The sequence below is a fragment of the Paenibacillus sp. V4I5 genome, assembly GCF_030817255.1.
Lineage (GTDB): Bacteria > Bacillota > Bacilli > Paenibacillales > NBRC-103111 > Paenibacillus_E.
In genome coordinates this window covers 6,564,810-6,587,263 of sequence record NZ_JAUSZB010000002.1, presented here as the reverse complement: position 1 = coordinate 6,587,263, position 22,454 = coordinate 6,564,810, and the positions used below count along the sequence as shown (strand labels likewise).

Genomic DNA, 22,454 nt, shown 5'->3' with positions numbered 1-22,454 from the left:
CCCCGCTATTGTTTAAATACCTACCATTAACTTCATTTACGGAGTACCGGGACAGCCAAGCCTGCTGCTCCTGGCTTGGATATGATTGCTTCAGGATAATAGCGCTGTAAAATTTCCAACCCTAATGCAGCCCGTCGTACCTTCTCCTTGCATTGGGCTATTGCCATATGTTCAATGTGCATACCGCTTGGATAGACATTAGCCGCATTGCGAAGCCCGAATTTTACATAAACCGGTGAAACGACCCGGACAATCTCCGGAATTTCGTAAAAGCGAATAGCACCGCCAAAATCGTCCGGTGCTTCCACATAAATATCAATTGGCATATCAACGGCTTCGCGAATTGCCCCCAATCGGGCTAGTGTAAGAGAAGTTGGTACATTGTAGGTGTCTGCGCCGAGCGTCTCCATTTGCTTAATGGAAACAGGGTTTGCTGCTCCAAGTGAGACAGAGCCTTTTACGACCAAATCAACTGGCAGTTGTCCGGCCTTTTTCATTTGGCCCACAATAGCAAGAAGACCCTCATCGGCAATGAGTACTCCCCTCAGTCCCAAACGGCAGCCCCGCTTAATATCTTCGACGGCATAGATTAACTGATCCATCCCTTCATGTCGCAATGCTTGGCCTTTTCCTGCGGGTGTGTGACTAGCTGCCGTAATGTCCCATGTCGTACGGGGCCCTACAAACAGACTGACCTCAACACCATCAGCCTCTGCAAGCTCGAGCATCTCACGAATTTCCGAATCGGTGTTCATCATAATTCCGCTGCCTTGCGATACACGGTGTATGGTTACGCCGTACTCCTTGGCTGTTTCCAAAGTAGCCGCGAGAGCGTTAGGTCCTTCTACACTCGGAATTTCAAATCGAACCTGCGCCCCATCTGCAAAACGTTTAGATGAAGTCGGATGATGATGAGCATCTCCCGTTGGATAACCTAAACTGGCCAAAAACTCACGCGTTTCTTTCATAACAGCACCCCCGGTTTTATTGTAAATAATTCAGAAGAAAAAAATTAGTTCAGTATTTTGAAACCCACTTCAAAAATGATGATATACCAAGTATAATAGGAGTGAGTTCGGGTGTAAAGGAGGATTTTTCCAAATGTATTCGTTTTCAGATCGACCAGGAAGCCTGCTTTTTCAAGAGTTGAACCGGGATGAAATCGGGAAATGGGCCCCTGAAGCAACCATCATCTTACCCGTGGCTGCCATTGAACAACACGGACCGCACTTACCCGTTTGGACGGACTCCCTTCTAGCGGAAAGCATCACCCTTCAAGCAGCAGTACGAGCAAGAGAAGAGATTCCAATCTTGGTCTGCCCCGTCGTGACCTATGGCTCCTCGCACCATCACCTTATCTATCCTGGAGCGATGTCGCTTTCCAACGACACGTTAATTGGGGTGCTGCGCGACCTGACTGACTCTTTAGTGAGCAGCGGTTTTCGCCGAATTTATTTGATCAATTCCCATGGCGGAAATGAAGAATGCGTGCGACTCGCTGCTCGTGAACTTGCACTACGTCACCCCGTTATAGCTGGAGCCGTCTCTTATTGGACAATTGCCTGGGACCAAATCGTACAGGAAGGGCAAGCTGGGAGTTTGGGAATCGTCCCCGGCCACGCCGGTGGTTTCGAAACTTCTTTACTTCTTGCATTACGACCGGATTTAGTGAGAACCGAGTTACTTCCTTTACCAAACCGCCGCAACATCCCTTTAACACCTAGAGATCCCTCTACTGGACCGCTAATTCAACGCCACGGTAGTTGGGCAGCGATTGACGGCTACAGCGACGACGCAGGCTCAGCAAGCGCGGAAAGCGGGCAAAAACTTCTCGAAATCATATCCCGATCCCTTGCTGCTGAATTCGTTAGATTCCATCAACTTAAGCTGAACTAAATCAATTATTCTTAATGATAATCCACTACGGAAGGATGTTGGAATCGTTGAAAAGTTATCATAATCTTATTGCCGGACACTGGGTCGGAACCCAATCCGGACGCCTGCGTCCTAATTTAAATCCTACTAAATCATCAGAGATTTTGGCTGAATTTCCAGACAGCGATGTCCAGGATCTTCAGAATGCTACAACTGCTGCGTCAACTGCTTTCCCCAAATGGCGCAGCATGAGTCTTGTCGCTCGCGGTGAGATTCTATACCGCGCAGCCGAATTGCTTACAGCTCGTGCCGAACTCATTGGCAAAGATTTGGTTTTGGAAGAAGGAAAAACATTACCTGAAGCCATAGGAGAAACGATGCGGGCTGCAGCGATTTTCCGTTACTACGCAGGAGAAGCCCGTCAGGAAACTGGCGAAGTCTACGCTGCATCCGATCCGACCACACTTCTTTACACTCGTCGGGACCCAATTGGCGTAGTCGGTGTCATAACACCATGGAACTTCCCTATTGCAATTCCAGCTTGGAAAATCGCACCCGCACTCATTTACGGCAACACTGTGGTCTGGAAGCCGGCAGATCTAACTCCGCTGACAGCCTATCATTTGGCAAGTGCTCTAGTGGATGCCGGGCTTCCGGAAGGCGTGCTCAATGTCGTGTTCGGTCGAGGATCCGTTCTCGGACCCGCTCTAACCACAGACAATCAAGTGCGTGGAATCTCTTTTACCGGCTCCAATGGTGTTGGTCGCAGCATTGCAATTGCCAGTGCTGAGCTCGGCAAGAAGTATCAGCTAGAAATGGGCGGGAAGAATGCCGTCGTTGTTCTAGCAGATGCTGATTTAGATTTAGCCGTTGAGATGACGATCCGCGGAGCAATGCGCTCTACCGGACAAAAATGTACCGCTACCAGCCGTGTCATCGTTGAAGCTCCATTGATGAGCGCATTCACCGAAGCGCTGGCCGAGCGTTGCCGAAAGCTTACCGTGGGTAACCCGTTCGATTCGCAAACCTACATGGGACCTCTTGCCTCCCTTGAACAGCAAAGAACCGTATTGAACTATATCCAAATCGGAAAAGAAGAAGGAGCTCGACTAGTAACTGGAGGTGATTCTCTCGGTTCTGAAGGTTTCTTTATAACACCAACGGTGTTCACCGATGTGGATCCTAACAGTCGCCTAGCTACCGAAGAGATCTTCGGGCCTGTAGTCTCCGTCGTGCCTGCAGCTAATCTAAGTGATGCCATCTCTCTCGTTAATACAAGTCGATTCGGCCTAAGTACAGCTGTATTCACTCGTGATATTGGTAAGGCCATGCGTTACGTCGATGAGATCGAATGCGGTATCGTGCATGTGAACTCCGAAACAGCCGGCGCGGAACCGCATGTTCCGTTCGGGGGCATGAAGGAATCAAGTTCCAATTCCCGAGAGCAAGGAAAGTCAGCTAAGGAATTTTACACTCAGATCAAGACCGTCTACCTCGACAGACCGTCCATAAAAGAATAAGCAAAGAGTTCCGGCGAGCAACATTTCTACTCCTTCTTGCAACCGACGTCAGTTCCTTGATTCATCGTGTTTAGATGAAGGGATGTGATCATCATGTAAAATTGGTCGCTTATGTCTATAAACTACAACCCTAATATGTGTAAAGGAGTGAGTTATAGCTAATGCAAAAATTAATCAAACCAATGTTCATGAGCTTCATGATTCTGTGCCTATTCCTAACGGCTGCTCTTCCGGCTTATGCAGCAGGTTCAGAATCGGCGATCGCGATAGGACTTAACCCCGGAACAATCGGGTGCCCGCCCGGTACAGAGCAACCGACACTGAGCGCCCAGTACAAGAACCGTGTAGTTGAGGCATTGACTACAACACAGGATGTTTACGGTCAACAGATGCTTGCCAAGCCTGAGGGTCCCACTTTTGACAATGTAAAGGACTTCTTTAATCCCATCATGTACGCGATTGCCCCCGCTGCGCAGGGAGGGTTTTTGACGGATACGGGAGTCTATTACATCCCGTTCGGGCAGCCGCAACAGCTTACAGCCCGCGGAGATTTGGCTTTGACATCAGCCGATGGCAGTCAGATTATCTCGAATAAAGTCGATAACCTTAGTCTTAGCACTAGAATTTATGTAGGTGCGGGTGGTCAAGAGCAATTCGGCTCTTGTTTGGCCAACCTAAGCACTCCTGCATTGTATAAGGGATATCTCCCGGTTCTTCAGCTGCAATACCGAGATCATGACGGACACGAGTATCAGCAGGAGTCGCTCGCGACCAACCTTCCAGGTACCAATCTTGTAGCCAGCTACATAAAAATTACAGCCCAACGCGGCCTTGGAAAAACGGAACACAAGCCTATTAACATCAGATTCCAGGTATGTAGCAACTGTAATCTTCACCAAGAGGGGAATCAACTGATCGACGATCAGGGTCGCACCTATCTGTATTTCAGCCCCGGTGCCACGTTCAGCAATTCTGATTTGGTCTACAACCTTGATAAACTAAATAATGGAATTGGTGATTCCGTCTACATCGTGAGACCGGTCACCCCGATCGCCAATGCACCCGCGGTCCAGGCGGATAAAAGCGGACAGGAACAGGCACGGGCCGATTCTACGACATACTGGGAGAATAGGTTGTCGGAAGGAAATCTCTTCCAAGTCCCTGAGAGTAATATCATGGATGCTCAGCGTAACCTTTTGATTCAGGATCTGCTTATGACTTGGCGCTATAGCTTGGGAAATGCTTACGAGGCCTTTTATCAGCCGGAAAGCAGTACCACAATGGGGACGCTTGGACGCTATGGATACACCAACGTTTATAAACAAGCTCTGCAGGACTTATTGCCCAAATCCAAAGGCATCATCCGTCGCAACTGGGAAATTGGCGAGAAGCTTTCTCATGCAGCTGACTATTACCGATTAACGGGCGACCCTTCTCTGATTATCGAAAATCTGGAGGCGTACAAAGCTTATGCAGTCGATCTGGCAAACCAACATGCTGGCGATCCCAATCATCTGCTGGAACGTCAGCAATACTCCAGTGATGTTCCGAACAAAGTCTATGGACTGCACCAAATCGGGACGGCGCTCTTCGGCTTGCAAAATATGGTTTCCGTATGGAGAGAACTGGGTCAAACAGATCTGGCCAACCAATACGGCCCGATTGCAGACGATCTGCGTGTCTGGTTTGATAAAGCCATAAAACAATCTAGCAATTTAATGCCGGATGGCAGCCTATTCACGCAGGCGATGCTGCTGGATAAGGAAGATCCTTATGACCATCTGCCAGTAACTGTACTGGGCAGTTATTGGAATCTGGTTGCTCATTACGGATTTGCAGCTCAGGCATACGCTCCTGGTACTCCTGAGGCGAAAACAACGCTCCAATATCTCTATAACCATGGATCTCGTCTGATGGGGCTGCTAAAGGTTCGGGACGGCGCGATCAACAGCGTTTACGAGGCTGAGCACATTAAGTTTTTGGCAGATAACGACCAACCCGATCAGATGGTTCTGAGCCTTTACAATCAACTGGCTCACGGCATGACAAGAAACACCTTTATTACCGGCGAAGCGGCTAACGTTGGACCACTTGCCTCCAAATGGCCAAAGCAGTTCGGCATCTGTGCAAAAGACCCCTGCCCGCCGCCTAGCTTTGATACCGGCTGGGGATCAAACGAGTATTACCGGGGAATGTACCTCTCGCCGAACTCCGCCAACAACGGCTTCTTCTTGAGACTATTGCGGCTTATGCTGATCAATGATGTGACTAACAACAAGGGGGAACCGCAAAGCATGCAACTGGCCTTTTCTACGCCGAGGGGCTGGCTTGAGAACGGCAAGAACATTCAAGTTAACGATGCCCCTAGCCTGTTCGGATCTGTCAGCTATACCATTACATCCAATATCAAGCATAATCAAGTCATGGCCAATCTTGATGTGCCAAGCCAAAAACCCATTGGAAACCTCCAGCTGCGGCTTCGGGTTCCTGGAAACAAGCAGCTTATCGGCATCGAGTTGAATGGTCAACCTTACACCAAATTCAATCCTAGCACCGAGACGATTGATCTGACTGGACTTACGGGCAAACTCATTATACGTGCTGACTATCGTTAAAACGGTTATAAATAGGAAAAAAGCCCTCGATACTTCCGTCAGGAGGTATTCGAGGGCTTCTTTATGTTGTTCCGTGGTAATACACGACATCTCCTCCTTGTCACTAAGGCTTTGTTTAAAAGTCCAAAACTTCCGTCATGCCTGGCGCAAGCTCCATCATTCGCCGATGCCCTTCATCAGTATGCTGAAGCACAATCGAGATGCTTTCCTCTCTCCGATTCGTCACATAAAGGCGATCAGGCAGTAAAGAAATCTCTATTATACATGTACCCTCTTGCCCAGTCCCCAAGGTTTCCAGCGTCCATTCACTTGTTCGAAATCCGCTCGTAAACGCGTTCAATCTGCCGCTCCAAAAGTAGGTATGCCCTTCAATCCGATTCATTCCTTCGTATAAGGGGAGTTTGTTCAGGTAAAACTCACTTTCCCTTTTGGCATGGACCGTCAAAGCAGTCGTATTGAAATTCGCAAATATGAACTGCCTTTCACAACCGAGTAACACAACCCCCTCTTCTTCACAAGTAAAAAGGTGCGCGAGCGTCGCAATTTCATTCGTCTCTTCCTTGGTTCGATTTGGCAATGTGACCACCACGAAAGGCTCCAATGTAGTTGGACCTTTGTACGTTTCTTCGCTGCGCCGGTTTAAAATGAGAATATCCTCGACGCCCTTCCATTTCTTATATTCATGCTGATTGATGTACCGTAATCCTTGGGAACCGAACAGTATATATCCGATTTCCTCATCTACCTGTACCCAGTTCGTTGGGTCAAAATCTGTAATCCCATTTGGTTCACGACCGTAAAATCCTTCGTATGAAACGGTTCGATCTGGGAAGTAAATCGTCTTGCGTCCTTGTGCCAAGTCCGGTATTGCACTGTAACGTTCATTACGGATTCCAATCATCCCCGTATTCATTTCAGCAATCTTACAAGATTTCAACACTTGAATACATTCTATATAAACGGTTTTCCCATCTGGCAAAGAAACGAAAGCGACATCCTGACGAAGCTCTTCGACACCACGCATTAGTGAAGCTATCGCACCAAAACCATCCTCATAGTCACGAATGTTTTCCTTCTCGGTTTGCAGAACATATCGCTCGTTCGAGTGTAGGGTTCTCTGCGAATCCACCTCAATCTCAAACTGGGCCGTACCCGTGTAACTAGCGGGCAGTGGCGTGATGCTCCAACATCCTTTTATAGGGATCGTAAGTCCCATCACGCGGTTGCGCCAACTGAAGCTCGAGAAGCTGTTACGCGTCCTGTGAATCACTGAGCAGCCATAAGGATACACATAAACTCCAATCAGCCTAGCATTCATTTCGTCACCATCACTGGGTTCCGCACCTGCCCCTCCAAACAAATGAAGCAGGTAGGAAGCGACCAAATCCTTCGCGGATGTATGCTCCATATCTTTTGCCGTTTGATAACCGGAGATCATGCATTGCTCCCCGTTTTCCTCAAGAAGGCAACCCTGCCCATTACTATTCTGTATGCCTTCAATAATGGCAAGAGCACTGCGCTCTAATAAAGACGCATCTCTGTCCCGATGAATCACATTCATAAAAGCATGGGTGAATTGACGTTCGTGCTGCCTGTTATACCACCAATCCTGACCCTGTACGGGTACAGCTAAGCCGTCAAACTGCGCCCACACTTTTATCGTTCTATTGTAGAGAAGTTCGTTGTTATACAGGATCGTTTCCGCTATGGGTTCATCTCCCATTAAGGAAAAAACGGCATGAATCCCTCGAAGATTAATGCCAGCACAAATATATCCGGGGTGAGCAAACCCATGGTTTTCCGTCGTAAAGTCTGGGTGAAACGTAACGGTTTTTATGGAACGCGGTTCCCTCGCTCGATCGATTGGCGTCGTGATGGCGTTTAGTGACCAAGCTTCAAAGCTTTTTTTCCAACTTTCATGCCGTGGGTGGTCAGGAAACAGCGCAAGTGCCGCTGCAATTCCACCTGCCGTCCAAGCATTTTCCTCGGTCTGTGTGTCGAAATAAGTGCCATTTCGCGGATCTTCTTCGCACCAGCGGTCCGCATAATCGGTCAACACATTTCGGCTCAAACAGCGTGTTTCTTCGTCTAGATCTTCCCAAAGCAGCCACGCCGATAACCCGAAGGAAGCAATTGTCACTCCGATTTGGCTGGCGGGAAAAAACTTTTGCCCTCTCCCCCCCCATTTCGTCAGGCTGCAAAAACGGTTCCTCCCTTCAGCCCGCACACAATCCTCCGGGCCTGTATCATGGGTGAAACCTAAATAGCGGATCGCTGCAATTGCTTTCCGCTTGACCTCTTCTCGAGGGATTCCAGTTAACTTTTCCTCATAATTCGGAAGCTTCGCAAGCAAAGCATAGACGGATGCTGTATAGGCGGTTTCAAGCCCATACCAATAGGCACCGTCAAAAAAATGCCCGCACGAAGGGCGCCCAGACCAATCTGCAAACTGCTTCTCGGCATAAGGCAGCCACTTTTGCAATATGCGGCGTATTCGTGCGGACATCTCGTTTTCGGTAGCTTTGTGCCAAGCGATCGTTCGAATACGCATGCTCTCTTCGTTGGACATGAACGAATCCCCCATCTGCGTTACGATGTTAAAGGCCGCTTAACACAAGGTCAGCGGCATGGAGCGTTTGAGTCACTTCTTTTTCTCCATGGACTGCGGAAACGTACCATAAGCCATTTGGCCTTACTAATACACCTTGCTGCAGCATTCGCTCCGCAAATGTCGCATATTTCCCAGCATCCCGTTTGGAGAACGTAGCGAAATCACTCACCTCCGGAAGGTCGACGAACATCATGTGAAATACCGGCCCTACCTGATTCACTACCCCGGGGATTCCGTGTTTCTGCAGCAGCCCGCGAAGACCGTCGACCAAGGCATTAGCCGTGTTTTCCATCTGTTGAAAAGCAGCTCCTCCGCCTCGTGAAAGCACATCTAAAACCGCTAGGGCCGCTGAAGTGGAGATACAATTGCCGTTCAACGTCCCTAAGTGGCTGACCTCTCCTGTAGCGATTAGATTCATCCATTCCCTCTTACCGGCTATTGCACTTAACGCGATACCGCCAGCTAAAGCTTTTCCCATGACAATTAAATCAGGCAGGATGCCGAAACGACCATGAGCCCCTCCAAGTCCAAGCCGGAATCCAGTAATCACTTCATCGAAAATAAGCGTAATATCGAGCTCTTCGGTCAGCTTCCGCATTGACTCCAAGTAACCAGGCCGAGGCGCGAGGCAGCCAGAGTTGCACATGACAGGCTCTGTAATGACTGCGGCAATCTCATCGTGATGCTTTCTCAGCGTGTCCTCCAGCGCTTGCGGATCGTTCCAAGGCAGCAAGATGACTTCCTGCAGACTAACCTCGCTCTGTCCTCCTGTTCCTGGAAGGATGGCAGCATCTGCATTCGCCTGCCCGGCTCCTTTTTTCATGTCGGCACTCGGGAATGAGGTGAATATAGAATCCGACCATCCGTGGTAATGACCGTGGAACCGTACGATTTTGCGTTTACCGGTATAAGCCCTTGCTACGCGCAACGCAAGCATGACAGCCTCGGTGCCGGAACCGCTGAATGCTGCAAGTTCCGCACCTGGAAGCACCTCTAAGAGACGCTTCGCCAGTTCAATTTCTCCTTTGTGCTGAAGCCCGTATGTGAATCCGCCCTGCATTGCCATGTGGACGCGATCCGTTAGCTCCGGATGGGCATGACCCAGAATAAGGGGTCCATAAGCGAGCAAATAATCGACATATTCATTGCCGTCGACATCACGAATATAGGCGCCGGAAGCACTATCGGCGAATAGCGGAGCAGGCTTCATCGCCGCCCGAAGCGAACTGGCTACTCCCCCAGCTAAATATTGAGAGGATGTTTCATAGTGGGACTTCGATTGAGCATAGCTTTTCATGGGTGTCCCCTCCGTTTATCGCTGTATTTTGTATAAGCTCTACACGTCCTTCATAGCCGTTTCGGCACTCGAATATCAACGTGAATATGAGATGGGGCCTCGACCCGGATCGCGATCTTACCCTGTTCCTCCACTTTCCAAAACACATCGATTCGTCCCTCCACAGGCAGAGGCACACTGCCTCGCGCCCATTCCAAACCGCAAGGGTTCGGTTCAACGATAAGCTCCTGCCAACCCGGGACCCTGCTTCGAACACCGAGAACATAAGCGCTAAAAAAATATCCAGGCGCAGCCGACCAGGCATGACAGTGACTGCGAGAAAGAAACTTCTCATTTTGCCGATTTGTAGAATTCGGGAACATTTCCCAACAAGCCGTTGCGTCATGCTCGATCATCTGCCCGAACCGTGTTCGGATGTCTTCTAACATCTGACTGTAGAGACCTTTTTGGGCTAAAGCTTCATAGTAAAAAAAGGACATGAACGGACTTCCAACCTGCACATACTCAGAAGGTGAATCCACGAGGTAACGATCGATGATCGCTTCACGATCTCCTTTTGCAGCCTCACATAAGGAAGCCACTACCTGGGTTTGCATACTGAAGCGGTCCGACTTACGCCCATCCGCATGGATACAATCCAAATAGGCCTTTCCATCCTCCGACCATAAGTGAAGGTTGATCGCTTTCAACAGCTTTTCGGCAGCCTGATCGTAAATCACTGTTGTTTGTTGGTCACCCGCTAGTTGTGCTAACTCCGAGGCCTCTTGCAGGGCCTTCATCAAAAATAAATTTTGATGTGTGACAACCCCGTCATTAGGCTGATCTATTTCAGCCCAGTCAAAGAAATTCCAACCTTGGAAATCAAATAAACCTTGTTCATTCAGATGAGCTAGATAATGATCTAAGGTAAAACGGATGTGAGGCCAAATCTGCTCTACGAAAGCCACATCAGCCGTACGTTGATAATATTCCTTGCAAGCCGTTACCCAGAAAAACGTCCAATTCGGAATGACGGAGCTCCAACCGCTTGGGACTTGACTGACATAGTATGGTGTTTGTCCTGCAGAGCCCGGTACTAAGCCCAGAGAGTGACGAACGAGCGGTTCCGCATCAAACAAGTAATACCCAATTAATGCTTCGTTGCGAGCGTCTCCAACCCAGAACGTCTGCTCATAGGTGGGACAATCCACAAAGGTATCTTCCATACACAACCGGACAGTACGCTGGCTAATATCCCATATTTTTGTAAGCAGCGCATCGGAGCATTGAAACCGTCCAATGTCTGTAACAGGATAAGTGCTTTGCTTCATTCCAATGTTGTACAGTAGAATGGGCCTTTCACCTTCCATTTCCCCACGACGTACAGTCACCATCAAATAGCGAAGACCTCTGCGAATCGAAGATACATAGGATTGAAAACCATCTCGGCACACATAACGAAGTGTATTGTTTAACTTGTAAGTTTCCTGCCGCCATCCGTCTTCCATAAATTCGAATCCATAAAAGTCTAGGATCGTACCGGCGGGACATTCCGCCTCAAATGTAATAAAACCGGAGGTTAATCGTCCGAAATCGATGATCATTTCCGTATCTTGTCCATTAAACAAGGGTATTTCAGCAGGCATAGGGCTTGCTTTAACGATATTTTGCAGCTGATTCGACACAGCGAGCGCTTCCGTCCGATTTTTCCACACACTTAGCGTAAACACATTATCCTCATCGACGAGCACCTTCGGTACCGGCCGCAGCCACTCTTGAAAGTCAGTTAACTGTTCTTTAGAAGATAACCCCTTCGCCTGGATATAATCAGGATGAGTACACACCACTTTTCGGTCGACGGGGCGGCTGGCAACAACATTATACTCAAACGGCCCTAACGTAACGAACGGGGATTCTGATTCACCAGAGGTATGTGGGGATACGACTTTGAAAGGCTCCTCACAGTCAATTCCCATGTAAAAGCCTACCGCATGATCAGCACCGGTGATGTCCATATAAAACAGGTTGTCGCCTTCCGATAGCTCAACCGCCACATATTTTTCCGGTGCATCTCCGTAGAACTGCTCGGCTGTATAGGTAACTCCCCCTAAGGTAAGGGGACCGAATATACTTGAGTTGGGAAAACCAAGTATAGCTTTCGTCTTTTTCGGAACACGAATGACCGTGGCCAGATATCCGCCAAACGTGACCGCGTTCATGTGACTCTCACTGCCGGGGATCATTTGATTGCGAATGTCGATATAAGCGTTCCATCGAATTGGCTTAACTTTGCTTAAGCGTTCAACTCGCGCAGCATAAATGGGCTCTTCTGTCAGGAAAGGAATATCTCGAGGAACAAGCCGTGTCCACGGTTCCATTCCTACAGGCCCTATTAGGGTTGCCTGCGTCCAATCGGTGTCATCATAGTCAGGATTCACCCATGCGTTATCCCACTGTCTTGCATCGATTCGTTCTGCAAAAGCGTTCTGCGTTGACATCCTTGGCGCACGAGGGTCCTGCCCCAGATGGCGAGACGTCAGCCACGACCCATCCGTACCTATTGCTTTAACCTTCTGATCCTGCGAATGGAGCTCAAGCAGTGCAACCAGGCCGCCCCGTCCCCTCAAATAATAAAAAGTGGACAAGCCGAAATGCTGCACTAGAACAGCAACCGTATTACTCTTTCCAGGCTTTAGAAGCCTTCCAATATCATATACATCATAAAATTGCTCGGAGGGCCACGAGCGAGCAGGGCCACGGCCCAATAGTTCCCCGTTAATGTAAAGCACGTATCGCGAATCAGCTGTGATTGCTATTTTAGCTGAATCCCAACCTTTAGTCGGCACCTCAAACGATTTGCGAAAACATCTCCACTCGTTGCGTGGACTCTCATCACCGTCTGACCAGATCCATTGTGCTAAGCCATCCGCTTGTAATTGCATATGAATTCCCCCTAGAGCGATACGGTTTTTCCGCTTTCTCGACTTTCGTTGACCGCTTCTATGAATCGGATAATTTCCAAAGTCTCCTGCGGGTTAATGCGGGTCTCTCCCGTTCGAAACATATGCAGTATATCCTGCATTAAATTAGCATACTTACGCAGCCCATCAGTGGCTGTGTCAACGTACTCCGAAGCTTTATCACGATGAATCCAAGTTCCATGTGTGCCATTGTGCAGATTCCCCCGTAAAGTTCCGATACGACCGTCTTGCCAGACGGCAGTAACCGTTTCATGACCCTGCCCAGAGAAAGCCGTGACAGAACGGCAGCCGGTTCCAAGTACCCGATAAAGCACGTCGACAAGATGAATGCCGTACCAGTAATAGCCTGGCTGAGTAGGTGTGAACTCGATCGGTCCATAGCAGTCAGCCCCAGTGATGTTACTGCAGTCCTCCTTGCTCAGCGCCATGTTCAAGGCATCCGCATAGCGACGTACTGAACCGCTCATCCATCGAACACCGAACTTCTCTGCCGTATGAGCAATCATTTGTGCTTCCGCCAGACTAACAGCTAAAGGTTTATCGATAAAAACAGGCTTTCCAAAAGGAGCAATCTTGGCAAATTGCTCAGGATGCACCCGACCGTCTACCGAAGTAATAAGTATCGCGTCGCAGCTCGAGGCTACCTCTTCCGGTGATTCCGCAATGTGAACCCCCAGCCCATCTCGAAGCTCGGCTGTATATCCCTCCACGCGCGTTGCACTCGCTTTAAAGTCCGGTGATCCACCGGGAAAAGCCGCAATTATGCGGCCCCCCGAGATATGATTTGGATCATTCGGATCGTTCAAAATTTTGGAGAACACTTTACAATGGGAAGTGTCTAAGCCAATTAAGCCAAGCTTGAGTTCGGCCATGAGATTCCCTCCAGCTTCAGACCTTTACACACTTTAACCACTGCGTTGATGATATCTTGAGTGTCTTCGTCTGTCATAATTGGGCTTACTGGTAGAAGCGTAGTCCGCTGAAGTAAGTCTTCCGCATGCGGGCACATTCCTTTGCTATAGATGACCGGTTTTTGAAACGGATAGTTGAATGGAAAGTTGTCTTTATCCGTTGTTCGCTGATTAAGAATAAAAGATTGCATGTAAATCGGCTCTCCGCCGTACATTTTGAAGCAGAAAATGTTCTCCGCGTTCATCGCTTCCACAAAAGAATCCGCAGCAGCCTTCGTTGCATGCTGCAGGGCAAAAACGCAGTCGACATCACCCTGAAGATCAACCGAAGGACGAATTCGAATGCCTGGAACTTGCTTATTTAAAGCTTCGCGAATAGTTAGGTGATGGCTCCGCATAGCGGATATAACAGTATCAAGCTTTTTCCATTGCTCTATCATGACGGCACCGGTCATTTCATTCATCCGGTAGTTTTGACCGATGAGTGAGAACTGAGGCGTAATTTGATACTTGCCTTTGTCTCGGAAATTACCCTGATCATGGTATCGAGCTGCCCTTTCGAATAATTCCGGTGAATTCGTAACCACAGCTCCGCCTTCTCCAGCAGTGAGAATCTTTTGCATTTGAAAGCTATATACGCCGATATCCCCGATCGTGCCACAGTAGCGTCCCTTATAGGTACAGCCAAGTGATTGCGCAACGTCTTCAATTACCGGAAGATCGTACTTACGAGCAAACGCCATAACGCGGTCCATATCGCAGGGGCTGCCATTAATATGAACAGCGATTATCGCTTTCACTTCGTCATCCATGACCCTTTCCAAATCGTCCACGTCCATATTTAACGTGTCGTCCATATCAACAAACACAGGTACAGCGTTCGCACACACAACCGCTCCCGCTGTTGCTGTGAAAGTGTTTGCTGGAACAATGACTTTATCTCCATAGCCAATGCCGAGCGCCTTTAATGCAACAATAAGTGCCGCTGTACAAGATGAAACGCCAAGAACATAGGAGACATTCAACCGTTCCGCCATAAGTCTCTCAAACTCCTCAACCGCTCCCTGCAAGTCCGGTCCGTAATAGCGGAACGGAGAGCCTGCGGCAACGACCTTGGCTACATGCTCTGTCTCTTCTTCCCCGTAAAGCATTGCACCTCTCAACATCGGCGGAAGCGGTTTACTGCGAACCGGTTCTCCACCATTGATAGCCAATTGCTCTTTCATGGACTATTCCTCCTTGACTGGTTATTATTCAAATGGAACTGGTATCCCGCCCTGCTCAGATGAGCGGTGAATCAACTCAACAAGGCGAACCGCGTCTCTGCCCGCTTCACCCGTCACGGCTGGCTTTCGCCTCTGGCTGATGGATTCAATAAAATCGATGATTTGCATGCTATGATAAGCGGAGTTAAGATTTCGGGGATCAGCACCGGCATTTCCACTTAACTTGTCATTTTCATATTTTGGAAGTGGGATGCCAGGAACCGTCCAATGGGTGATTTCTTGACCTACAATTTTAATAGTGCCCTTTTCTCCGTAAACATTAATACTAGGTGGAAATCCAGGTAATGCGGAGGTTGTGCACATAAGGGTGGCAAAGCCTCCGTTCTCCATGGTTAACGTAGCGAGCCCTATGTCTTCGGATTCCATATGATGCGTTTGCGTCGCTGTTCGCCCAGCTACAGACTTCACCTTACCGGCAAGCCAGAGCAGCAAGTCAATCGAGTGGATACCTTGATTAAGCAGGGCCCCGCCATCTTCAGCTTTCGTTCCCCGCCAATCCGCTTCATCATAATAGGCTTGGGATCGATAAAACGGTCGAGATACCTCTACAAGGAGCAACTTTCCGATATTTCCTTCTTCAATCGTCTGCTTGAGAAGCTGATGATGCGGAAAGAATCGTGTCTGTGACACGACGGATAGAGTCAGTTGTTTCTCCTCAGCTATGCTGATCATCGCCGAAGCCTCATTAACCGACATGGCGATAGGTTTCTCAACCAGCACGTGTTTTCCCGCTTGAAGTGCTTCCATACCGATGTGCCCATGACTGCCGCTGCCTGTCGTAATGCAGACGATATCAATATCCCGATTAGCCAAAATTTCGTGGTAATCGGTCGTCCATCCACAATCATGGCGTTCGCTCGTCTCCCGTGCACGTTGCTCTGTTCTACTGGCAACCGCAACAATCCGAGCATGCTCGATACCGCTTAAAGCTTCTAAATGAACGTCAGCAATGGAACCGCAGCCTATCAGGCCAAACCCCCACTTTTTCATGTTCATTGCCACTTCCCGCTCAGTTCCATCATAGAAAGCACCCTTTCCCCAAATTCATCTTCAGATTAGTCAATTTGAGCGGGTTTGAACATGGTTTTTAGCGTTAAAACATGTCATTTTGTGCTTCAATCGCATATCGGGAAATGCCCTGTTTGTAGGTCTCGCATATGGATATCCCTCCGTTCGCCTCTTTTTTAAAGCGCACAAGATCAGCTGGACCTCCTACTTTCAACCCGCTGCTTGTTGACAATTTCATCAAAGTCGACGGACGAACAGAAGCCATATCCCAAGCTTCATGCAAGGAGCATAGCTTCTTACGAGTCAAATGAGCGATGCCCCATGGCAGCATCTGTGCTGAACCGGCTAGAAGTTGAGGCTCTTCCGCTAAGTGTAGTCGGCCTTCGTTTGTTTTCACAACATGAACGCGATTGTGAGAGTAGTAGTTGCCAGGAGGCATCCCGCTTAGATGCACCGCATCACTTACGAGAATGGCACACTCCTGCTTCACGCGCATGACGACTTTAAGAAAAGATTCAGGCAAGTGAAAACCATCCGCAATTAAAGAGACCCATAGTGAGTCTTGTGCCAGTTGTTCCCATAAGTAATTAGGGTGACGGGGAAGTGTTAAATGAGCTCCGTTTCCAAAATGGGTCGCCATTCGGGCACCGGCAGAGACCGCATCCCGAATTTGCTCCGAAGATGCGGCCGTATGTCCAATAGCGACTATAATGCCGCTTTCAGTGCAGCGACGAATGAAATCAGTTGAACTTGGCCACTCCGGGGACATAGTAACGATCCGAATTCGCCCCCTTGCCGCCTCCTGCCATCGTAAAAATGCATCCCAATTGGGCGCGCAAACATATTCCTGTTTATGAGCTCCTCGAGGACCATTTTCAGGTGAGATGAAGGGTCCCTCTAGATGGATGCCGCCTATTGTGGCATTCGTTGAAGAATCTTCATCGCAGGCCTTAGCAATCGCTGTCATCGCTTCCGAAATGTTAGCCACCGAATTCGTAGTGATCGTCGGAAAAAATGTCGTAACCCCCTCTTTCCACACCTCGTGAACCATCGCATGGACGCGCTCTAAATCCATGGGGAACACGTTTAAATCAATGCCCATGCAGCCATTCATCTGCAGATCAACAAGCCCGGGTGCAATCAACCATTGGTCATTGGAATCACAGTCATCAGGTACGATGCGGATATCAGTAATAATGCCCTTATTCACAGTAACGATGATCGATTCACCAGTTGTATAATGAGTACCCATAATCTCATGCATAGTGTTCTCCTCCTATATAAACAGCCCGTTTATCGATTGCATAAACGGGCTGTTTAACAAATTATTATTTTTTGTAATAGCTTTTATACCATTTCGTTGCCTCTTGAATAACCTGTTCCCCGCCTTGCTTTTTCCAGTCAATTACGAACTTGTCAAATGCGGTTTCGAGAGGTTCACGATCCGTTAACACTTTTATGAACATGTCCATATATAATGAACCGTCTCGATATCCCAACTCAGGCTTCGCTTTCAGTATGTCCGGGGTTGGCATATACATGGACTCATCTTTAAAGAAATTCATCTTCGTATATTCGATCCCCTTCTGGGTCAAGGCGGCAAATTTACCAGCGTTAATGACTAGCGAAGACATACGGGAATCACCAGCTGGGTTAATCATAACTTGGTAAAAGGCCCTTGTGCCTTTGTCCATATTGACTTTTGCATTCGGATCCCATTCGACATTTCCATTCGTTACCTTATAATTGACACCTTCAATCCCATAAGCAAAAAACTTATTTTTAGCCGGATCATCCGAATGGACCCAGTCAAAAAACTTAATAATATCTTCTGGATGGGCAGCATTAGCCGAGATGGTATAGACATTGTTCACACCTGTTCTTTCGGGAACCAGATTCACTTTCCCTTGCGCATTGACTGGGCCTGGCAGCACCCCGACACTGGCCTTCGGATCTGTGAACAAATATTCTTGACCTCCACTAGTCAGAACCTGCACTTGATGAAACCACATGCCCACTTTGCCTTGATGAATCAGGTCTCCCCAATCATTATCCTTCATCGTGAACATGTCTCGGTTAACGTAGCCCTTATCGTAGAGCATTTTGTAAAAACGGATTGCATCCTTCATTTCAGGTACAATCAAATTCGGAACAAAACGTCCATCACGATATTGCCAGGCATCCGGATGGGCACCAAAATATCCGAAGAAGGCTTCGGAGAACGCAAGTCCTTTGCGCATGGCAAAAGGCACCTCATCGCTCGTGTTGCCATCGCCGTTCATATCGAGATTCTTAATTGCATCGAAGAAGGCCAAATAGTCATCCATCGTTTTCGGTTCTATCATGCCTAACTTGTCCAGCCAATCTTTGCGGTATAATAAAACAAGCATGTTCGGAAGTGCTGACATTTTGGGAATTCCGTATACTTTTCCATTTTTGCTTACACGCGGATCTTTCCAGGCTTCAGGAGGAATGTTCTTTTTTAAATTCGGACCATATTTGTCAATGAGCGGCCCGAGTTCTAGAAACACACCGTCCTCGACCGCGTTCGGATGACTCGGATTGTCGATGCGGGACGACCACATAACTTCGGGAATATCACCGGAAGCAAAACGAATGGCAAGCTGTTTGTCATAAATGCTGGAGCTGACCATTTCAAACTTAACATTGTAGGGGGTTCCGGTATATTGACTGAAAAGCCTCGACATTTCCTTGAAATACTTATCGTCCTCGGTTATGTTCTGGGCGTATTGGTTACCGCCGTCCTGCATGAGAATGGTAATGTCAATCGGCTTTTTAGAAGACTTACTTTCAGATTGCTTAAGTGCTTTATCCGCACCTTGGCAAGCTGTTAGCAGGGTGCACGTGCCTATTGCTGTGATAAGAAAAATAAGAAGGCGTTTACTCATGATCCCCTCGTTCCCCCTTCGAAGAAAAGCGGTTTGCATCTCCTCTTATACTAACGAATAAGCTATCATTTCGTAAACACATTTATTAGAATTTTCAGCCTTTTTCAGCACCTGATGTACCATAGATATGCTCCGGTTGCCCAGGATACCGGTTCTCTCCTAAAAACATACGCCAAAACCCTCTCTGTACTTCAAAACCGTACTTTGCCATCAAGGCAGTACCTGATAAGTTCGGTTCGGGAACGTCCAAAAATATGCCTCTGCCTGGGATGCTTCGCAAGACCTCAACAAAGAGCACCTCTGCCGCCAATTCATTGACAGCTGCCCATGGGCCGATCTGCACCGCATCGAAACCAACTCTGGCAAGCAGGTATCCAAGAACAACGCCGTCCTTCTTTACATAAAAGGCCAGTTCTTCATGACGCTTATATAAGGTACTTAGAATTTCACCGCGATTAGCTCCAAAGCTATGTGCATCAAAGGCAATGATCTCATCCAAATTTCCCGGGGTGAGGGGCTTCGCAGACAGGTCCGTGACCAATCGATTAACCGGCATATTAGGTGCCCTGCCTTGATATCTCGTAACTTCATACTCATCCTGAAAACCGAGTGGGATGTAAACCTTCTTACCCATTGGCGTGGCGTCCAGCTTAATACAGTCAACGCCATGTTCCTCTAGGAAAGTAATCGTCTTGTGGAGAAGGGCAGTCCCTATGCCGTATCTTCGTTGAGCCGGATGCACGAGTACCATGCCTACCCAGCCGAATCGGTTCTCATAAGGGATGGCCGTCGCAGTACCCGCTTTCTCTCCTCCCATTTCCGCGAGAAAACAGCCGTCCTTGGCAAAGCGCATATATCCTCGCCAATCGTTCTCCACTTGATTCCAACCAGCTAAATTCTTCAATTCCATGGCAAAAGGAAGATCTTCCTCGATCATGGCCCGAACGCTCAAACCGCTCTCATGCATGAATGTCCCTCACTTCGTGACAGATTGAGCTTTAGTTCTTCAGTTTGCGGATTCTTTCTTTTTCCTTCTCTATTTGTTGCAAATACGCTAAAGAGCATTCTACCATTAAGTCCATCATTTTGAGGCCTTTCTCCGCACTAGCAGCCTCCGGATAACCCCAGTAACCGTCTTCCGTCAATTCTGTAACGTCGAAGTAATCCATGAAGTCCTGGGGTACAGCCGTCGGTGCAGCTTGCGGGACATAGTCCTTTACATGCTCAGGACATAGATGCAGAATATGTGAGGTTTCCTTTTCCCCACCGTGGATATCGAGCTTCGTATGCTCCATCACTTCATGGTGCCGTCCCAAAGCGACCGATGTATGGATGAGAATGACTTCCATCTCTTCTGAGCGGTCTGAGAAGTCTCGATTAAGCTGCCGAATCGTCGGTTTTAGGATCCAGTTGCCACCGTGGCCGTTAACAAGAAGAAGGCGTTTGAAGCCAGAGTATAGCAGGGATTCAGCAATATCTCTTATCACAAGCGCAAGCGTATCAGCCTTGAGATAAACGGTCCCTTTGGCAGCGCGGTGCTCAATAGAAGACGCAATGTTAATTGGAGGCAGTAGATAAGCATCTAGCGTCACAGCTAGTCTCTCGGCCAGCGCCCCGGCAATAATATTGTCTGTCCCGTAAGGAAGATGACTTCCGTGCTGTTCCAGTGCGCCCACTGGCAAAATCGCTGTATCACATTCGGTATTCTGAAAATCATTTCGATTATTATACATCGTTAGCATAAGTTCACCCTCTTTTCAGTTGTACGCACTTAAGGCCAAAGCGTTCTTTGACAAGCTGCTCAGCCCCTGGTTCCTCTTCCGAAAGAATCGGACGCCAAAAAATGGCCTTCTCAGCTCCATGCTCATCGTACTCAGTTCTGATGATGACATCCCCTTTTTCATCCAAACCAGTAATTATCATTTGCCTTCGTTTACGCTCCCAGTTGTTAATTTGCCCCCCGGTCCAGAAAGTGAATCCACGTTCTTTGGCTATATGCACCGTTTGGAGCAACGCCTCACGAACTTCGGGAGAGCTGTGAATACGTCCTTGATGATATAAAAAATGCGCTACACCGCGAACCTTTTCCACCTCCTCTAAAAAGGGGACAATTACGCTCGCATCGGTAAACTGCGGAATATCCTGCGTCAAAAATCCGATTTCCATCACATCATAAAGCCGATTGCTTTCATTGGACCAAGACATTGGAAAATACGGTTGGCAGGTTCCGAAAAGGAACCCAGCCGCACCCGATTTGCTCGGCCCCCGCGTCTGATCCGATTCGATTCCGCATTCTTCACACCACTGGAACAACTCACCCCAGCCTTCAAATCGGGTAAAATGGTTTTTATTGCTGATCACTTTACCCTGGATGTTGTCCCTAAGCCACTCGAATTGCCGATTAAAATCCGTTTGATTCCATCTGCCACCCTCGTTGATATTCGAATTAAAATGAAGGGCAAGCTCATGACCAGCTTCCTCAATTTGCGGGTAAAGCCAAGCACTGTAACCAGGCTTCATCATGCACCAAGAGGAGTGAATACCCGCGGTTGCTAGCGTTTGCAGGGTAGTGTCCGCGTCTTCGTCAAAATTCCGGTCGCTATCATGTGAAATCATGGCTACTCTATCTATACCATCTGGCCAGTAGTCGGAAAAAGGCACAGGTTTTTGTTTTTCAACCATTCGTCCGAGAATATGTGAAACAACGGCTTCCCGCCATAAATCCGCGTACGGATGTGCGAAGTAAGCCATTCCAGTTTCTGTCGTTTTTCTGTCATACTCCCAGTTCATCTCTAGCCCGTCCTCAGCTTTAAGCAACCCATCATTCAAATTCCCAGTCCCATCAGCAGCTGGTGTACCGTCTTCCAGAACGGGGCCAGTTCCCTGCTGCAAACCAACAATCGTTCCCATCACATCGACGCTCCAACGTTCGACCGTTCCTAAACCGATTGTAAATTGTTGCAGCAGTGGTCCCGCTGAAACACCTAGAGGAACATGAGTAATCGTCCCCCATTCCTTGCATGCTTCTGCTGGCTCTTTCTGTTTTACCCAAGGTGAGGCACCTAGAAACCGCAGCGGTCTCGTGTCCCCCATCCCCTCCGGCAAATGCGCATAGCCTGCGGTAAGTGGTTCAGTTCCGGCGAAGCCTAGCCGACGTGCGAGCCCATTTAATCCGGCGAAGGTGACGACTATTCCTCCACGCTCCGCATAACGCCATATGGTGTCATTAGCAGTCTCGTGACTTGGTGCTGCAGCAATGAGGATGAGATCAAACTTGTTCTCCAGAATCTGATGCAACTCATCAATCCATTCGAACGGGATGCCTGCATGGGAAAGCACTTCGCCAACATAAAGCCCGAACGTATTGAGCCCGTAAGTCAATCGCTGCTCAATGGATCGTTTGTCCCGCAGTATCCCGATTCTCGCTATGTTCATTCGTCGTTCTTCCTTTCCAATCAAGTA

At 48.4% G+C, this 22,454-nt stretch carries 15 protein-coding genes; 3 read left to right on the top strand and 12 right to left on the bottom strand.

The features are described 5' to 3' along the window. Positions 1-32: 32 nt before the first annotated feature. Entirely contained in the window at positions 33-968 is a 936-nt protein-coding gene (locus QFZ78_RS32165) for a hypothetical protein (RefSeq protein WP_307553404.1), read from the bottom strand. A gap of 133 nt (positions 969-1,101) precedes the next feature. Here QFZ78_RS32165 and QFZ78_RS32160 point away from each other — a divergent pair, with 133 nt between their 5' ends. From QFZ78_RS32160 to QFZ78_RS32150, 3 genes are all read left to right on the top strand, one after another. Then, positions 1,102-1,896, top strand: coding sequence for a creatininase family protein (locus tag QFZ78_RS32160; RefSeq protein ID WP_307553403.1), 795 nt, complete (start codon positions 1,102-1,104; stop codon positions 1,894-1,896). 47 nt (positions 1,897-1,943) lie between these two features. Beyond that, entirely contained in the window at positions 1,944-3,395 is a 1,452-nt protein-coding gene (locus tag QFZ78_RS32155; RefSeq protein WP_307553402.1) for an aldehyde dehydrogenase family protein, read from the top strand. Positions 3,396-3,556: 161 nt separating this feature from the next. Beyond that, a complete protein-coding gene (locus QFZ78_RS32150; protein ID WP_307553401.1) occupies positions 3,557-6,010 on the top strand; it encodes a hypothetical protein in 2,454 nt (817 codons plus the stop codon). A gap of 115 nt (positions 6,011-6,125) precedes the next feature. On the opposite strand, the gene QFZ78_RS32145 is transcribed toward QFZ78_RS32150, so the two are convergent. The 11 genes from QFZ78_RS32145 to QFZ78_RS32095 all read right to left on the bottom strand — a co-directional run bounded on the left by QFZ78_RS32145 (position 6,126) and on the right by QFZ78_RS32095 (position 22,427). After that, the gene (locus QFZ78_RS32145) at positions 6,126-8,579 is read right to left on the bottom strand and encodes a hypothetical protein (protein WP_307553400.1); all 2,454 of its coding nucleotides are present in this window, start codon (positions 8,577-8,579) and stop codon (positions 6,126-6,128) included. 28 nt (positions 8,580-8,607) lie between these two features. Further along, on the bottom strand, positions 8,608-9,918 hold the full coding sequence (locus QFZ78_RS32140; protein WP_307553399.1) for an aspartate aminotransferase family protein: 1,311 nt from the start codon (positions 9,916-9,918) through the stop codon (positions 8,608-8,610). 50 nt (positions 9,919-9,968) lie between these two features. Next, positions 9,969-12,839, bottom strand: coding sequence for a family 78 glycoside hydrolase catalytic domain (locus QFZ78_RS32135; RefSeq protein WP_307553398.1), 2,871 nt, complete (start codon positions 12,837-12,839; stop codon positions 9,969-9,971). A gap of 11 nt (positions 12,840-12,850) precedes the next feature. After that, positions 12,851-13,750, bottom strand: a complete 900-nt coding sequence (locus QFZ78_RS32130) for a Gfo/Idh/MocA family protein (RefSeq protein ID WP_307553397.1) — start codon at positions 13,748-13,750, stop codon at positions 12,851-12,853. Continuing rightward, positions 13,726-15,015 (bottom strand): DegT/DnrJ/EryC1/StrS family aminotransferase, encoded by a 1,290-nt coding sequence (locus QFZ78_RS32125; protein ID WP_307553396.1) that lies wholly within the window; start codon positions 15,013-15,015, stop codon positions 13,726-13,728. The genes QFZ78_RS32130 and QFZ78_RS32125 overlap by 25 nt, the downstream gene beginning before the upstream one ends. A gap of 24 nt (positions 15,016-15,039) precedes the next feature. Beyond that, the gene (locus QFZ78_RS32120) at positions 15,040-16,065 is read right to left on the bottom strand and encodes a Gfo/Idh/MocA family protein (RefSeq protein ID WP_307553395.1); all 1,026 of its coding nucleotides are present in this window, start codon (positions 16,063-16,065) and stop codon (positions 15,040-15,042) included. A gap of 103 nt (positions 16,066-16,168) precedes the next feature. Then, on the bottom strand, positions 16,169-17,347 hold the full coding sequence (locus QFZ78_RS32115) for an N-acetylglucosamine-6-phosphate deacetylase (RefSeq protein WP_307553394.1): 1,179 nt from the start codon (positions 17,345-17,347) through the stop codon (positions 16,169-16,171). Positions 17,348-17,411: 64 nt separating this feature from the next. Further along, positions 17,412-18,992, bottom strand: a complete 1,581-nt coding sequence (locus tag QFZ78_RS32110) for an extracellular solute-binding protein (RefSeq protein WP_307553393.1) — start codon at positions 18,990-18,992, stop codon at positions 17,412-17,414. A 94-nt stretch (positions 18,993-19,086) separates the two neighbouring features. Further along, positions 19,087-19,959: a GNAT family N-acetyltransferase gene (locus tag QFZ78_RS32105; protein ID WP_307553392.1), complete on the bottom strand. Its 873-nt coding sequence runs from the start codon at positions 19,957-19,959 to the stop codon at positions 19,087-19,089. Between the two features lie 31 nt (positions 19,960-19,990). Beyond that, complete coding sequence (locus tag QFZ78_RS32100; protein ID WP_307553391.1) at positions 19,991-20,734, bottom strand: creatininase family protein; 744 nt, start codon at positions 20,732-20,734, stop codon at positions 19,991-19,993. 4 nt (positions 20,735-20,738) lie between these two features. Beyond that, positions 20,739-22,427 (bottom strand): polysaccharide deacetylase family protein, encoded by a 1,689-nt coding sequence (locus tag QFZ78_RS32095; RefSeq protein WP_307553390.1) that lies wholly within the window; start codon positions 22,425-22,427, stop codon positions 20,739-20,741. Positions 22,428-22,454 lie beyond the last annotated feature (27 nt).